The 15,650-nt window shown below is 70.5% G+C and carries 9 protein-coding genes; 6 read left to right on the top strand and 3 right to left on the bottom strand.

What is annotated here, in order from left to right:
• The first annotated feature begins 56 nt into the window (after window positions 1-56).
• Window positions 57-2,378, top strand: coding sequence for a penicillin-binding protein 1A (locus QRD43_RS14580; RefSeq protein WP_285983230.1), 2,322 nt, complete (start codon window positions 57-59; stop codon window positions 2,376-2,378).
• A gap of 82 nt (window positions 2,379-2,460) precedes the next feature.
• Here QRD43_RS14580 and QRD43_RS14575 read toward each other — a convergent pair whose 3' ends face one another.
• Together QRD43_RS14575 and QRD43_RS14570 are read right to left on the bottom strand one after the other, a co-directional pair.
• Entirely contained in the window at window positions 2,461-3,732 is a 1,272-nt protein-coding gene (locus QRD43_RS14575) for a S41 family peptidase (RefSeq protein WP_285983229.1), read from the bottom strand.
• A gap of 146 nt (window positions 3,733-3,878) precedes the next feature.
• Window positions 3,879-5,000: a beta-ketoacyl-ACP synthase III gene (locus QRD43_RS14570; protein ID WP_285983228.1), complete on the bottom strand. Its 1,122-nt coding sequence runs from the start codon at window positions 4,998-5,000 to the stop codon at window positions 3,879-3,881.
• A gap of 293 nt (window positions 5,001-5,293) precedes the next feature.
• On the opposite strand from QRD43_RS14570, the gene QRD43_RS14565 reads away from it, so the two are divergent.
• The 5 genes from QRD43_RS14565 (at window position 5,294) to QRD43_RS14545 (ending at window position 14,556) form a co-directional block, all read left to right on the top strand.
• Window positions 5,294-6,271 (top strand): GMP reductase, encoded by a 978-nt coding sequence (locus QRD43_RS14565; protein ID WP_285983227.1) that lies wholly within the window; start codon window positions 5,294-5,296, stop codon window positions 6,269-6,271.
• 137 nt (window positions 6,272-6,408) lie between these two features.
• The gene (locus QRD43_RS14560) at window positions 6,409-7,401 is read left to right on the top strand and encodes an acyltransferase family protein (RefSeq protein ID WP_285983226.1); all 993 of its coding nucleotides are present in this window, start codon (window positions 6,409-6,411) and stop codon (window positions 7,399-7,401) included.
• Window positions 7,402-7,580: 179 nt separating this feature from the next.
• Window positions 7,581-9,599, top strand: a complete 2,019-nt coding sequence (locus QRD43_RS14555; RefSeq protein ID WP_285983225.1) for an acyltransferase family protein — start codon at window positions 7,581-7,583, stop codon at window positions 9,597-9,599.
• A 184-nt stretch (window positions 9,600-9,783) separates the two neighbouring features.
• A complete protein-coding gene (locus tag QRD43_RS14550) occupies window positions 9,784-11,586 on the top strand; it encodes a CocE/NonD family hydrolase (protein ID WP_285983224.1) in 1,803 nt (600 codons plus the stop codon).
• A gap of 159 nt (window positions 11,587-11,745) precedes the next feature.
• Window positions 11,746-14,556 (top strand): valine--tRNA ligase, encoded by a 2,811-nt coding sequence (locus QRD43_RS14545; protein ID WP_285983223.1) that lies wholly within the window; start codon window positions 11,746-11,748, stop codon window positions 14,554-14,556.
• Between the two features lie 86 nt (window positions 14,557-14,642).
• Here the strand turns inward: QRD43_RS14545 and QRD43_RS14540 are convergent, their stop codons facing one another.
• Window positions 14,643-15,584 (bottom strand): NAD(P)-dependent oxidoreductase, encoded by a 942-nt coding sequence (locus QRD43_RS14540; protein WP_285983222.1) that lies wholly within the window; start codon window positions 15,582-15,584, stop codon window positions 14,643-14,645.
• Between the last annotated feature and the right edge of the window lie 66 nt (window positions 15,585-15,650).

Raw genomic sequence — 15,650 nt, 5'->3', positions numbered from 1 at the left:
CGCAGCATAATCGAAGCCCCTTGCCGCCCGAGTCGGCATTCGCCCTGATGCCCCGCATGCCCAACGACAGCCCCGTCCCGCCCTCCGCCCCCCGCCCTGCCCCCCGCTGGCGCCGGCTGCTTCTGTGGGCGCTGGCCGGCCTCCTGGCGCTCCTGCTGCTGCTGGGCGTGGCGGCCGCCTTCATCTACCCTTCGCTGCCCTCGCTGGACAAGCTCACCGACTACCAGCCCAAGCAGCCGCTGCGCATCTACACCTCGGACGGGGTGCTGATCGGTGAGTTCGGCGCCGAGCGGCGCACCTACCTGCCGCTGAAGGACATCCCCAAGCGCATGCAGGATGCGCTGCTGGCCGTCGAGGATTCGGCCTTCTACGAGCATGGCGGCATCAGCTACACGGGCATCGTGCGCGCCGTGGCGAGCAACGCCGTCAGCAGCCGCAAGCAGGGGGCCTCGACCATCACCCAGCAGCTCGCGCGCGACCTCTACCTCACCAAGCGCCAGCTCTACAGCCGCAAGTTCATCGAGATGCTGCTGGCACTGAAGATCGAGAGCCAGCTGACCAAGGAGAAGATCCTCGAGGTCTACATGAACCAGATCTACCTGGGGCAGAAGGCCTATGGTTTCGAGGCCGCCGCGCAGACCTACTTCGGCAAGTCCCTCAAGGACCTCGACGTGGCCGAGACCGCCATGCTGGCCGGCCTGCCGCAGAACCCGGCCTACGCCAACCCGGTGGCCAACTTCCAGCGCGCCAAGCGTCGCCAGCTGCTCGTGCTGGAGCGGCTCAAGGACACCGGCGTCATCACGCCCGAGGAGTGTGATCGCGCCCGGGACGAGAAGCTGCACATCCGCAGCAGCCAGGACGAGCGCCTGCATGGCGAGTACGTCGCCGAGCTGGTCCGCCAGCAGCTCTTCGCGCAGTACGGCGAGGACGCCTACACGCTCGGCCTGAAGGTCTACACGACGCTGGTGGCCGACCAGCAGCAGGCGGCCTACCGCGGCCTGCGCAAGACGCTGCTGGAGTACGAGCGCCGCCGCCCCTGGCGCGGCCCGGAAGGCTTCGTGGAGCTGCCGGACGACGCGGCCGAGGAAGACGCCGCCATCGCCCAGGCCCTGGCGGAGCACCCGGACAACGACGAGCTGCGCGCCGCCGTGGTGACCAAGGTGGCGGGCGGCAAGCTCGTCGCGGCGCTGCAGAGCGGGGACGAGGTCGTGATCAGCGGCGACGGCCTGCGGGCGCTGGGCAATGCGCTGTCCGACAAGGCCCGCCATGAGCTGCAGGTGAGGCGCGGCTCGATCCTGCGGGTGCTGCGCGGCGCGCCCACCAAGGAAGCGCCGCAGGGCGCCTGGGCCGTGACGCAGTCCCCCGAGGCCGAGGGCGCGCTCGTGGCCGTGGCGCCGGACAGCGGCGAGGTGCGCGCGCTCGTGGGCGGCTTCGACTTCAACCGCAACAAGTTCAACCACGCCACGCAGGCCTTCCGCCAGCCGGGGTCGAGCTTCAAGCCCCTCGTCTACTCCGCCGCGCTGGAGCTGGGCATGACGCCCAACACGCTGATCAATGACGCCCCGCTCGTCTACGACCACTGGGAGCCGCACAACTACGACGGCAGCTACGACGGCCCGATGCCCATGCGCACGGCGCTCGCCAAGTCCAAGAACATGGTGACGATCCGCCTGCTGGAGCAGGTCAGCCCGGCGCGCGCGCGCCAGTGGGCGGGCCGCTTCGGCCTCGACGTGGAACGCCAGCCCGACAACCTCACGCTGGCCCTGGGCTCCGGCGCCGTGACGCCCATGCAGATGGCGGGCGCCTACAGCGTGTTCGCCAATGGCGGGCAGCTGCGCAAGCCCGTGATCGTCCAGCGCGTGCTCGACGCCAAGGGCCAGGTCCTGTTTCAGGCCGCCACCGTGGAGGACGGCGAGCCCGCGATCTCCGCCCGCAACGCCTTCGTGGTCAGCAGCCTGCTGCAGGAGGTCACGACGCGCGGCACCGCGGCCCGCGCCGCCGCACAGCTGCGCCGCACCGATCTCTACGGCAAGACCGGCACCACCAACGATTCCGTGGACGCCTGGTTCGCCGGCTTCCATCCCAAGGTCGCGGCCGTGGTGTGGATCGGCTATGACAACCCGCGCAGCCTGGGCGACCGCGAAAGCGGGGGCGGCCTCGCCCTGCCCGCCTGGATCAGCTTCATGGAAGTCGCGCTGCGCGGCGTGCCGCCCTCGGACCTGCAGCCGCCCAGCGAGGGGCTGGTCCGCGAGGGCTCGGAGTGGGTGTTCGAGGAGTTCGCGGGCCCGGCCGGCATCCAGCAGGTGGGCCTGAGCGCCGAGGCCCTGGCGTCGGCGGCCTCCGCGCCGGCCTCCGCACCGGCCAGTTCGCCTCCCTGAGGTCGGCGCGGGGCGGTGGAGGCAAGACCTGGCCCCTGCCGGTCACCGCGGGGCGCGGGACGGCGTCCGGGTCAGGTCAGGTTCAGGGGCGGTTCGAGGCGCCAGGCGCCGCGCGCTGGAGCGACCCGCCTTCCAGCCAGCGCTGCACGGCCTGAACCTCCGCCGCGGCATCGCCTGCCGAATGAAGCTCCGGCAGCAGGATGTCGGGCAGCACGCCAAGCGTGTCCACCGGCAGCTGCGGCAGGCGCAGGCTGCGCGAGGTGGCGTACCAGAGGTCGCGGCGGCCGGACGGCAGCGTGTAGGGGCGCATGTTGCTGTAGTCCAGCGCGCCGAAGCTGGGGCGCCCCAGCAGCTTCACGCCGAAGCCCTGGCGCGCCGTCAACAGGAACTGCTCGCAGGAGCTGCCGCAGTCCTTGTCCATGAGCACCGCCACCTTCTGTGGCCGGCGCTTCTCCGCGGACGGGCCGCGCTCGAAGATGAAGCGGTCCGCCTGCACCCTTGCCCAGCTGCCCGCTGGCACCGCTCGCAGCGCCGCCAGCACCGACTGCGCGAACTGCGCGCAGGCCGCGTCGCCCGGGGCATAGCGGGCGCAGATCTGCTCGTGCGCCCGCTGATTGGCGGGCGTGGCCAGCCATTCCACGCCCACGTTGACCGGCTGCTCGGCACCCAGCCAGGGCAGCAGCGGCGCGTAGCTGCTGTCGGCACCGCCGTCGTTGTCCCGCACGTCGATGATCCAGTTCGGGCGGCTCAGCAGCGCGGCCCGCTGCTTGCGCAGCAGGGCTTCCAGGGCCGCACGATGGGGCGGCGAGAAGCTGGGCAGGTGGATCAGCAGCGTCCGCGCGGACAGCACGCGCAGCGTGGGCTGGCGTGCCGCGCCGGAGACGTCGGGCGGCGTCGACGTGCCCGCCGGGGCGCCGCTCGGCGGCGCAGCGGCCAGTGCCTCGGCGGCGGGGCTGGCGCTGATCCACAGGTGGCCCTTGCGCCACAGCTTCACATAGGTGTTGAGCAGGGCCAGGCAGGCCTTGTCGTCGGCGATCTGCGCGGCATCGGCGCGCGCGCGCAGCAGGGCGGCCGCCAGAGCCGGCTCGCCGCGCTGCGTCAGCAGGTCACGGGCGCCGGCGTCGTTCTCCATGAGAAAGCCGGGCACCGCCTCCAGGTCCTTGGTGCAGGCATCACCGGCCGACAAGGCGGCGGCCGTGGGGCTCGAGACGGCAGTGCCCGTCGGCGCCTGGGCGGGCTGGGCCCGGGCCGGCACCGCCCCACCGCTGCCCGCGGCGAGGGCCAGCCACAGGGCCGCGGCCGAGCCGCTGCGCGCCGGGCACCATCCGGACCTTGCCTTCGTCACCTGCCTCATGCTCCCTCCTCCCCGCGCCGGCCGGAGCGGCCATGCACGGCCTGTCATGGTAGTTCGCCGCTGCGCCGTCCATCGGCGGCGGCACCGTCATCCCCTCAGGTCCAGGCGGCCCCGTTCGTCGCGGAGCTTTCTCGCCGGTGCCGCCCTCAGCGCTTGCGAACCACCAGGCTGCCCACCGAGTAGCCGGCCCCGAAGGAGCAGATCACGCCGGCATCGCCACTCGCGAGATCGCCACGGTGGCGGTGGAAGGCGATGATGGAGCCGGCCGACGCCGTGTTGGCGAACTCGTCCAGGATCAGCGGGGCCACGTCGGAACCCGCCTCGCCGCCCACGAGCTTCTTGACGATCAGCTGGTTCATGCCGAGGTTGGCCTGGTGCAGCCAGTAGCGGCGCACTGCCGTCGTCTCGAGCCCGAGCTCGCCCAGGTGGGCCTCGATGTGCGCCGCGGCCACGGGCACGACCTCCTTGAACACCTTGCGACCCTCCTGGCGGAAGGTCTTGTCGCGGGCCAGCGGGTCGCTGTCCTCGCTGCGGTTCATGAAGCCGAAGTTGTTGCGGATGTTGTTGGAGAACTGGGTGGCCAGCTTGCTGCCCAGCACTTCCCACTGGTCGGGAGACACGGCATCCTCGGCGCGCTCGACCACGAGCGCGGTGCAGACATCGCCGAAGATGAAGTGGCAGTCCCGGTCCTTCCATTCGAGGTGGGCCGAGGTGATCTCCGGATTCACGACCAGCACGCAGCGCGAGGCGCCGCTGCGCACGGCGTTCCAGGCCTGCTCCAGCGCGAAGGTGGCCGAAGAGCAGGCGACGTTCATGTCGAAGCCGTAGCCGCCGGCGCCCAGGGCCTGCTGGATCTCGACGGCCATGGCCGGGTAGGCGCGCTGCATATTGGCCGCGGCGCAGATGACCATGTCCACGTCCTTGCCCTCACGGCCGGCCGCGGCCAGGGCCTGGCGGGCGGCGTCGACGGCAATCTCGGCCATCAGCGAGAGCTCATCGTCCGCGCGCTCGGCGAAGCGCGGGTACATGCGCGCGGGGTCCAGCACACCATCCTTCTCCAGCACATAGCGCTGCTTGATCCCGGACGCCTTCTCGATGAACTCCACGCTGGAATGGCACAGCGGCTGCACGGTGCCGGCCGCAATGGCCTCGGCCTGCTCGGCGTTGTGGCGGTCCACGTAGGCGTTGAAGGCCTCGACCAGTTCGGCGTTGGTGATGGTGTGCGGCGGCTGGTAAAGGCCGGTGCCGCTGATGACTACTGCATGCATGGACAAATCCTGTGGGCGGCGCCTCGTGGCGCCTGCTGAAGCGGGCAAGTGTAGCGAGCGGGCCCGCCCCCTCCATTGGCGGCTTCCCCCAGATCCACTTGCACCGGGCGGCGGCATTCCGCGTAGAATCAATCACCGGGCCCAAATTTTGGCGCCCGGTTTTTTGTGCCCGCACCTTGCCCTGCCGCAAGGCCTCGCGGGACCACAAAGTCTGACCGGGACTCCAAGTCAAGCGCTCGCAGCCGAGGCCGTGCACTGCACCAACGCACGCCGCAATGCGAAACCCTTGAACCATGGAAATCTTCGACTACGACAACATCCTTCTCCTGCCGCGCAAGTGCCGCGTGGAGAGCCGCGCCGAATGCGACACCTCGATCGAGTTCGGCCCCCGACGCTTCAAGCTGCCGGTGGTGCCGGCCAACATGAAGACGGTGGTGGATGAGCGCATCACCGAGTGGCTGGCCGCCAACGGCTACTTCTATGTGATGCACCGCTTCGACCTCGATGCGGTCGCCTACGCCCGCACGATGCGCGACAAGGGCCTCTTCGTCTCGATCAGCTCGGGCGTCAAGGACGCGGACTACGCGCTGATCGACCGGCTGGCCGCGGAGGGCCTGGGCGCCGACTACATCACCATCGACATCGCCCACGGCCATGCCGACAGCGTCCAGCGCATGATCGCCCACATCAAGCAACAGCTGCCGGACACCTTCGTGATCGCCGGCAACGTGGGCACGCCCGAGGGCGTGATCGACCTGGAGAACTGGGGCGCGGACGCCACCAAGGTCGGCATCGGCCCGGGCAAGGTCTGCATCACCCGGCTCAAGACCGGCTTCGGCACGGGCGGCTGGCAGCTCTCGGCGCTCAAGTGGTGCGCCCGCGTGGCGACCAAGCCCATCATTGCCGACGGCGGCATCCGCCACCACGGGGACATCGCCAAGAGCGTGCGCTTCGGCGCCTCGATGGTGATGGTCGGCTCGCTCTTCGCGGGCCACGAGGAGTCCCCCGGCAACACGGTGGAGGTCGACGGCAAGCTCTACAAGGAGTACTACGGCTCGGCCTCGGACTTCAACAAGGGCGAATACAAGCACGTCGAGGGCAAGCGCATCCTCGAGCCGGTGAAGGGCCGCTTTGCCGACACCGTCCGCGAGATGCAGGAAGACCTGCAGAGCTCCATCTCCTATGCCGGCGGCCGCCAGCTGGGGGACCTGCGCAAGGTGAACTACGTGATCCTCGGCGGCGAGAACGCGGGCGAGCACCTCTTCATGTGAGGCGACGGCGGGGCCGCCCGGCCCCCTCATTGGGGTGGCGCCCGGGCGCCGCACGGCGGCCCCGGCGCCCTGACAATCGCGGCTCCCCGCCGAGCCTCCCTCCGAGCCTCCGCCGAGCTCCCGAAAGACGCCCGTTCATGACGCCAGCCCAGCCCAGCCCCCAGCCAGCGGTCCACATCGACTACCTGGACGGCTGGCGCGGTCTGGCCATCCTGCTGGTCCTGCAGTCCCATTTCCTGCCCGTGAAGGCCTGGGACTCCGGCGCCCTGGGGGTGGACCTGTTCTTCGTGCTGTCCGGCTGGCTGATGGCCGGCATGCTCTTCATCAAGCGCCAGCCGCTGCCGACCTTCTTCAAGCGCCGGATCAGCCGCATCGTGCCGGGCTTCTTCACCTTCGTGCTGCTCGCCTATGCGATGACGGCCTGGTGCGGCACCTGGCCGGGCATCCAGGACCTGCTGGCCTCGCTCCTCTTCCTGCGCACCTACCTGCCCGCCGACGCCCACATCTGGGGCAGCGCCGTGCCGATCGGGCACCTGTGGTCGCTCAATGCGGAGGAACACAGCTACCTCTACATGGCGCTGCTCGTGCTCCTGCCCCTGGCGCGCCGCCGCGAGCACTGGGTCCTGCTGCTCACCGGCGTCGCCTGCCTGGGGGTGGCCTACCTCTACGCGCGCGCCGGCCGCCAGGCGCCGGCCTGGGGGCGCCTCGGGACCGAGGTCGCCGCGGCCCCGCTGATGCTGAGCGCCGGCTACCGGCTGCTGCGGGAGCGCCACCCGGGTGGATCGGCCGGCTGGATCACCCCCGTGGCCGCCCTTCTCGCGGCGCTGTGCTATGTGAAGGGGGCGCACTGGTCGACCCGGACCTTCGCGGCCCCCGTGCTCCTGGCCGTCGCCATGAACCACCTGGCCCAGGCCGGCCCCTGGCTGCAGCAAGCCCTGTCGGCCCCCTGGCTGCGGCAGTGCGGGCTCTATTCCTTCTCGCTCTACCTCTGGCAGCAGGTCTTCTATGTGAGCCGGGGCGCCATGCCCTTCGGCCCGCTCGGCGCGCTTGCCTTCGTCGCCCTGGCCGGCTGGTGCAGCTACCGGCTGGTCGAGCTGCCGGCCCGGCGCTTCCTGAACGAGCGCTGGTAGGCCCGGGTCGCCACCCGAACATACGTGACGGGATGAAAAAGCTGTGGCGCCAGGGGCAGTGACTGCATCAGACGGTGAGCAACGTCCCCCTTCTTCACGGGGGGCATCCGTGGACAGACCTGCGCCGATCACCACAATGCGCGCTTCCACTTTCGGGGCCCGGACGCCGGGCCCGTGACATGAGCACGTCTTCCACACGCCCGGACTTTCGTCGAGACATCAACGGCCTGCGCGCCTGGGCCGTGATGTCCGTCGTGCTGTACCACCTCGGCACCCCGGGTCTTCAGGGCGGCTTCGTGGGCGTGGATGCCTTCTTCGTCATCTCCGGCTTCCTGATGACCGGCCTGCTGCTCAAGGGGCTCGATGCCGGCCAGGTGCGGATCGGCGCCTTCCTGCTGGCCCGCGCCCGGCGCATCCTGCCTGCCCTGCTCCTGCTGTGCCTGACGCTGCTGGTGCTGGGGGCCGGCGTGCTGCTGCCGCTGGACTACAAGCAGCTGGCCTCGCACAGCCTGGCCACCTTGGCGTTCCTGTCCAACCACAAGTACTGGGGCGAGGCGGGCTACTTCGACGCGAGCTCGCACGAGAAGTGGCTGCTGCACAGCTGGTCGCTGTCCGTCGAGTGGCAGTTCTACCTGCTGCTGCCCTGCCTGTTCTGGGCGGCCTGGAAGCTGGGGCTGGGGCGCCGGGCCCTGTGGCGCGGGCTGGGCGGGCTGCTGGCCGCCAGCCTGGCGCTCTCGGTCTGGCTGAGCCATCGGGATCCCACGGCGGCCTACTACGGACTGCACAGCCGGGCCTGGGAGCTGCTGCTGGGCGGACTGCTGCACGCGCTGCCCGCCGCCACCGCCCTGACTCCGCGCCTGCGCCGGCTGCTGGAGAGGGCGGGCTTCGGTCTGCTGATCGGCAGCATGCTGCTGATCGACGGCCGGCTGCCCTGGCCGGGGCTGACGGCCCTGCTGCCCACCCTCGGCACCGCCGCCGTGCTGCTGGCTGGCCGGCAGGACTCCTGGCTGACGGCGCCGGGCCTCCTGCAGTACCTCGGCAGCCGCTCCTACTCGATCTATCTCTGGCACTGGCCGGCCTGCGTGCTCCTGAACTACCTGGGGCTCAGCGGCCAGCCCGGCCCGCAACTCGCCGCCTTCGCCGGCATGCTGCTGCTGAGCGAGCTGTCCTGGCGCTTCGCCGAGCAGTCGACGGGCCGCTGGCTGAGCGCCCTGGCGCCCCGACCTGCCTGGCGCCGCCTCGCCCTGGGCACGGCGGCACCCGTCGCGCTCGCGGCCGGGCTGTGGCTGGCCCAGGGCTGGCCGGGCCGCTTTGAGGCCGAGGCCGAGGCGATCGCCGCCACCGATGCCCTGCCGCCGCCCGCCGTTCGGGCCTGTCATGTGCACGAGGGGCCGCGCTCGCCCCTGTGCCGGCATGGCGACGGGCCGCCGGCCGTGGTGCTGGTGGGGGACAGCCACGCCTCGGCGCTGGTGCCGGCCGTGCAGGCCGCGCTGCCCCCCGGCCGCTCGGTGATGCAGATGAGCTACTCCGCCTGCCCCTATGTGCAGGACGCGCGGTTCCGGACGCCCCGGACGTCCGCGGCCTACGACTGCGCCGGCTACAATCGCTGGGTGCGCGAGACGCTGCGCGCCCTGCCGCCCGACGTCGGCGTGATCCTGGTGTCACGCTATGCCCTGCGGGCCTTCGGTGCCAACGAGTACGCGCAGGAGGAGCAGGTGCCCGGCATCGATCTCCCCGCCCTCGGCCCCGCGGATCCCGACCGGCTGGGCCATTTCGCCGCCCAGATCGTCAAGGACAGCTGCGAGCTGGCCGCCGAACGGCCCGTCTGGATGGTCCGCCCGATCCCCGAGATCGGCCAGCACGTGCCCCGGCTGATGTCCCGGCGCATGGCCCTGGGCCAGGAGGCGGAGCTCGGGCTGCCCTGGTCACGCTACCTGGCGCGCAACGGCTGGGTGTGGCGCGCCCAGGACGAGGCCCGGCAGCGCTGCGGGGTCCGGCTGATCGACCCCACCGCGCTGCTATGCGACGGCCAGCGCTGCATCACCAGCGCCCAGGGCCGGCCGCTCTACGCGGACGACAACCACCTGAGCGAAGGCGGCATCGCCCGCCTCGTGCCGATGTTCACGGCCGCGCTCCAGGACCCGCCGACCGCCGCGGGCCGGCCCACGACCGCCGGGAACGCCAGCACAACGCGCTGAGGCTGTCGCCTGTCAATCTTTGCAAAAACGCCGGATTGCGTCAGCTTGATGCAGTCCGGCGTCGTCTTTTTGCAGCTTCTGCTGGGATTTCACCGCTAGCCACCCGCGCCACGCACTCCAACAATAAAACGAACGGTCGTGCTATTTCCAAGCCAAGGCCGTGTCAACAAGACTGGAGACAAGCATGCGGAGTTGGAGACTCTCGGGGGCCCCTGCGCCCACTTCCGGGGCGGGTTCGCGCCCCTTCGTCCGGCGGCGGATCGGACAGGCGCTCGGCCAGGCGCGCGCGCTCGGGCTGGCACTGGGGCTGGGCCTGGCCAGCCTCGGCGCCCAGGCCCTCGGCTGCCGGACCGCGACGCCCGCCGAGGCGGCCGTCTACACCCTGCCCCAGCTGATGCCGGGCGTCACGTCCCCGCGGGACGGCACCTGCTTCATCGGCGGGTTGAAGGTCCCGGGGAGCGACGGCACGCTGCTCAGCGCCAACGTGTTCCTGCCGCGCCAGGACCCGAACGGCGCCAGGGCCCCGGGCGTGATGTTCATCAGCAGCTGGGCCGCGGCGGACTTCTTCGAGTACGTCGGCCAGCAGCAGCGCCTGGCCCAGCAGGGCTATGTCGCCTTCGCCTACACGGCGCGCGGCTTCTGGGGCTCCGAGGGCACCGTCGGCGTGGCCGGCCCCGCCGACGTGGCCGACGCCTCCGCCATGCTGGACTGGATCAGCGCCAACACCCCGGCCGACCCGCAGCGCCTGGCGTCCGCGGGCATCTCCTATGGCGCCGGCCTCTCGCTGCTGGCCGCCGCGAAGGACGGCCGCATCAAGGCCGTGGTGGCGATGTCCGGCTGGGCGGCGCTCATCGAGCAGATGTACCGCAACGAGGTGCCCAACCCGATCTGGCTGGACATCCTGCAGCTGTCCGGGCAGCTGACGGGCCGCCTGGATCCGCTGGTCGCGAACTACAACAGCCTGCTGCAGAACCCCGACACGCCGGCCGCCAGGATCAGCGAGATCGCCACCTGGGCCTGGGCCCGTTCGCCCAGCAGCGGGCTGCCGCAGCTCAACGCCCGACAGGTGCCCGTCATGCTGGTGAAGAACTGGCAGGACGACATGTTCTCGCCCAACTCCAGCATGGCCCTCTTCGCCCAGCTCACCGGGCCGAAGAAGCTGCTGCTGCAAAGCGGCATCCATGCCTCGGCCGAGCTGCCGGGCGCGGTGCTGGGCGTCGACCAGCACATTTGGACGCAGGCCCAGCGCTGGCTGGCCCGCTGGCTGAAGAACGAGGCCAACGGCATCGACACGGAGCCCAAGGTCGATCTCCAGCCCAAGTTCGCCGGCTACCGCGAGCAGCTGTCCAACTGGCCGGCCCCTGAGCTCAAGACCCAGGCGCTGTACCTGCAGCCGCGCGGCGCGGTGCGCTGGGACTGGCGCTGCGTCTGCACCCGGGGCTGGACCGGCGGCCTGGGCAGCGCCCCGAGCGGCGACACGGTGAGCGACCGCATCGGCAATGCCCTGGACACCACGGCCAGCAGCGGCCCCCTGCCCGTGCTCTCGCCGCTGATGGAGAGCGTGGGCCTGCCGGTCATCAACCACCAGGCGACCATCCTGTGGGGCAACGGCATCCGCTATGAGGGCGACTGGCTCAGGAGCCCGCTCAAGCTGCGCGGCATCCCGAGCCTGCAGCTGCGCGTCAAGCCCTCGCAGGCGCGCGGGATGGCCGTGGCCTACCTCTACGACGTGGACGCCGCCGGCTTTGGCACGCTCATCACCCACGGTGCCCGCGCCTGGCACCAGGCGCAGCCCGGGCAGGTCATGACGCTGAACCTGGACCTCGTGGCCACGGCGTATGACGCGCCCGCCGGCCACTACCTGGCCCTGGTGCTGGACACCCGCGATCCGCTGTACGGCCCTCCGGTGCGGGCCGGCGAGTCCTTCGAGTACAGCCTGGAGTTCGCCCCGGGGCAGACGCAACGCCTGACCCTGCAGTCGCGCTGAAGGGGCCGCAGCCCCGGGAGCGCCATGGAGCACCGCCCCCAGGATTCAGCGCCTGGGGGCGCCAAGGTGGCCCCTACAATCGGGCAACCCCTGATTCCTGCCGACGGGGCGCCTCCGCAAGGAGACGCCCCGCGGCCATTTCAAGCAGCAAAGCGCGTCATGACCGAACTTGCCAAGTCCTTCGAGCCCGCCGCCCTGGAAGCCCATTGGGGCCCTCTGTGGGAGTCCCAAGGCCTCTATCGTCCCACGCTGGACAAGAGCCGCGACTCCTTCTGCATCCAGCTGCCGCCGCCGAACGTGACCGGCACGCTGCACATGGGTCACGCCTTCAACCAGACCATCATGGACTCGTTGACGCGCTACCACCGCATGCGCGGCCACAACACGCTGTGGGTGCCCGGCACCGACCACGCCGGCATCGCCACGCAGATCGTGGTGGAGCGCCAGCTCCAGGAAAAGGGCCAGAGCCGCCACGACCTCGGCCGCAAGAACTTCGTCGCCCAGGTCTGGGAGTGGAAGGAGCAGTCCGGCAGCACCATCACCCGCCAGATGCGCCGCATGGGCGACTCGGTGAGCTGGGAGCACGAGTACTTCACCATGGACGACAAGCTCTCCAAGGTGGTCACCGACACCTTCGTGCGCCTCTTCGAGGAAGGTCTGATCTACCGCGGCAAGCGCCTGGTGTCCTGGGACCCCATCCTGAAGTCCGCCGTCTCCGACCTGGAGGTGGAGAGCGAGGAGGAAGACGGCTCGCTGTGGCACATCCGCTATCCGATGGCCGAGGGCAGCGAGTCGCTGGTCGTCGCCACCACGCGCCCGGAAACCATGCTGGGCGACACCGCCGTGATGGTCCACCCCGAGGACGAGCGCTACCAGCATCTGATCGGCCAGCAGGTGAAGCTGCCCATCACCGGCCGCCTGGTCCCGGTGATCGCCGACGACTACGTGGACAAGGACTTCGGCACCGGCGTGGTCAAGGTCACCCCGGCGCATGACACCAACGACTACCAGGTGGGCCTGCGCCACAAGCTGCCCATGCTGACCATCTTCGATCTCGAGGCCAAGGTCAGCGCCCATGAGGCCACCGAGATCCCGGCCGAGTACATCGGCCTGGACCGCTTCGTCGCCCGCAAGAAGATCGTGGCCGAGCTGGAGGCGCAAGGCGCGCTCGTCGAGGTCAAGAAGCACAAGCTGATGGTGCCGCGCTGCGCCCGCACGGGCCAGGTCATCGAGCCCATGCTGACGGACCAGTGGTTCGTGGCCATGAGCAAGGCCGGCGCGAACGGCAAGTCCATCGCCGAGGAGGCCATCGAGGCCGTCAGCTCCGGCGACGTCAAGTTCGTGCCCGAGAACTGGGTCAACACCTACAACCAGTGGATGAAGAACATCCAGGACTGGTGCATCTCCCGCCAGCTGTGGTGGGGCCACCAGATCCCGGCCTGGTATGACGAGGACGGCACTGTCTACGTCGCCCGCAGCGAGGCCGAGGCGCAGGCCAAGGCACCCGGCAAGACGCTCCGCCGCGACGAGGACGTGCTCGACACCTGGTACTCCTCCGCCCTGGTGCCCTTCTCCACCCTCGGCTGGCCCGAGGCCACGCTGGAGCAGGACCTCTTCCTGCCTTCCTCCGTGCTGGTCACCGGCTACGACATCATCTTCTTCTGGGTCGCCCGGATGATCATGATGACCAAGCACTTCACCGGCAACGTGCCCTTCAAGCACGTGTACATCCACGGCCTGGTGCTGGATGCGCAGGGCAAGAAGATGTCCAAGTCCGAAGGCAATGTGCTGGACCCGGTGGACCTGATCGACGGCATCGAGCTCGCGCCCCTGCTGGACAAGCGGACGCAGGGCCTGCGCAAGCCCGAGACCGCGCCCAAGGTCCGCAAGGCCACGGAGAAGGAATTCCCCGAGGGCATCCCCGGCTACGGCGCCGACGCCCTGCGCTTCACCTTCGCGGCCATGGCCACGCTGGGCCGCTCGGTCAACTTCGACTCCAAGCGCTGCGAGGGCTACCGCAACTTCTGCAACAAGCTCTGGAACGCCACGCGCTTCGTGCTGATGAACACCGAAGGCCAGGACTGCGGCCTGAAGGAGCACACCGCGGCGGACTGCGAGGGCGGCTACCTGAGCTTCAGCCCCTCGGACCGCTGGATCACCAGCGAGCTGCAGAAGGTCGAGCAGGCCGTGGCCCAGGGCTTCGCGGACTACCGCCTGGACAACGTCGCCAACGCCATCTACGACTTCGTCTGGAACGAATACTGCGACTGGTACCTGGAGATCGCCAAGGTGCAGATCCAGGTCGGCAACGAGGCTGAAGCGCGCGCCACGCGCCGCACGCTGATCCGCGTGCTGGAGACCACGCTGCGCCTGCTGCACCCGGTGGCCCCCTTCATCACCGAGGCCCTGTGGCAGACGGTCGCCCCGGTGGCCGGCCGCAAGAGCACCGAGTACATCGTCAACGCCGCCTACCCCGTGGCCCAGCCCGAGAAGATCGACCCGGCGGCCATCGCCTGGGTGGACCAGCTCAAGGCCGTGGTGGGCACCTGCCGCAGCCTGCGCAGCGAGATGGGCCTGTCGCCTGCCGAGCGCGTGCCCCTGCTGGTGGCGGGCGGCCAGGGCTTCATCGCCGAGGCCGCGCCGCTGATCCGCACGCTGGCCAAGCTGGCCGAGGTGCAGCTGGTGGACGACGCCAGCTTCGAGCAGGCCGCCGCCGCGTTGCCCGTGCTGGTGCACGGCGAGGCCCGCCTGGCGCTGAAGGTGGAGATCGATGTCGAGGCCGAGCGCGCCCGCCTGGGCAAGGAGATCGCCCGCCTCGAGGGCGAGATCACCAAGGCGACGGCCAAGCTGTCCAACGAGAGCTTTGTGGCCCGCGCGCCCGAGGCCGTCGTGGCCCAGGAACGCCAGCGCGTGGCCGACTTCGGCGTCACGGTGGAGCGCCTGAAGGCCCAGGCCGCACGGCTGGGCTGAGGTTCGTCGGCGGGCCCGGGGCCCGCGCCGTGACACTCGACGGGGCCGGCAGCGGCCCCGTGGTCATGGGGCGCCCCGGAGGCCGCTCAGGCGCCGCTGCGCTCCGCCGCGGCGACGGCCGGTGCCTCGGCCTTGGTCAGCAGCTCGTCCATGCGCCGGGCCACGGCCCAGGCTGCGCGCACGCGCGACTCCCGGGTGGTGCTGGCCACGCGGGGGGTGATCTGCAGATTGGGCATGCCGTGCAGAGGCCGGTCGGGCTCCAGCCAGCCGGGCTCGACGCTGTCCATCCAGGCCGCCAGGATGCGGCCGCTGCGCATGGCGCCGGCCAGGGCCACGTCGTCGAACATGGCGCAGTGGGTCAGCGCGACCACCACCTGATTGGCTTTCGCATGGCCCAGCACCCGGTGCCCGAGCAGGCCCTTGTAGCGCGGGTAGTAGGGCAGCTGCACGCAGAGCACGTCGCTCTGCTCCATCAGCGAGCGCAGCGGCACCGGCGGGATGTTCCATTGCTGCCACAGGTCCTCGCTCTCGTGCAGCGAGGGGTCGTAGCCGACGACCTTGGCGCCGAAGGCCGGCAGGATCTGCGCCAGCACCTTCGAGGCGGGCGTCAGGCCCAGCAGGCCGACGGTGCTCTGCCCCAGCTCGCGGCCCACCAGCAGGCCGTCCGCGCCATAGACCGGCACCCGGCGCAGCATGTTCAGCGCGCCGCCCAGCATGTACTCGGCCTCGGCCTGCGCCGTGGCAGTGCCCGAGCGCACCAGCTCGACCTCGTGCATGCGGCAGGCCTCGATGTCCACCGTCTCGATGCCGGCGCTCACGCGGCCGATCACCCGCAGGCGCGGCGCGGCCTTGAGCAGGGAGTGGTCCACGGCCACGGTGGGCGGCAGGATGAGACCGTGCATCTGCGGCAGGCTCTCGCGCAGGGCGGCCGGATCACGGGCGAGCTCGGGCGCGACGCGCACGGCATGCCGCCTGCCCAGCCATTCAATCACCTCTGAATCCAGAGGTTCCAGCACCAGCAAATTCATCTTTTCATGTTCCCAACGGCCTTGCATGGCGGCCAGACACCGCGTGCCACAATGCAAGCCATCCGC

The organism is Roseateles subflavus (assembly GCF_030285365.1).
In the GTDB taxonomy this organism is placed as follows: domain Bacteria; phylum Pseudomonadota; class Gammaproteobacteria; order Burkholderiales; family Burkholderiaceae_C; genus Roseateles_B; species Roseateles_B subflavus.
This window is presented reverse-complemented; position numbering and strand designations above follow the sequence as displayed.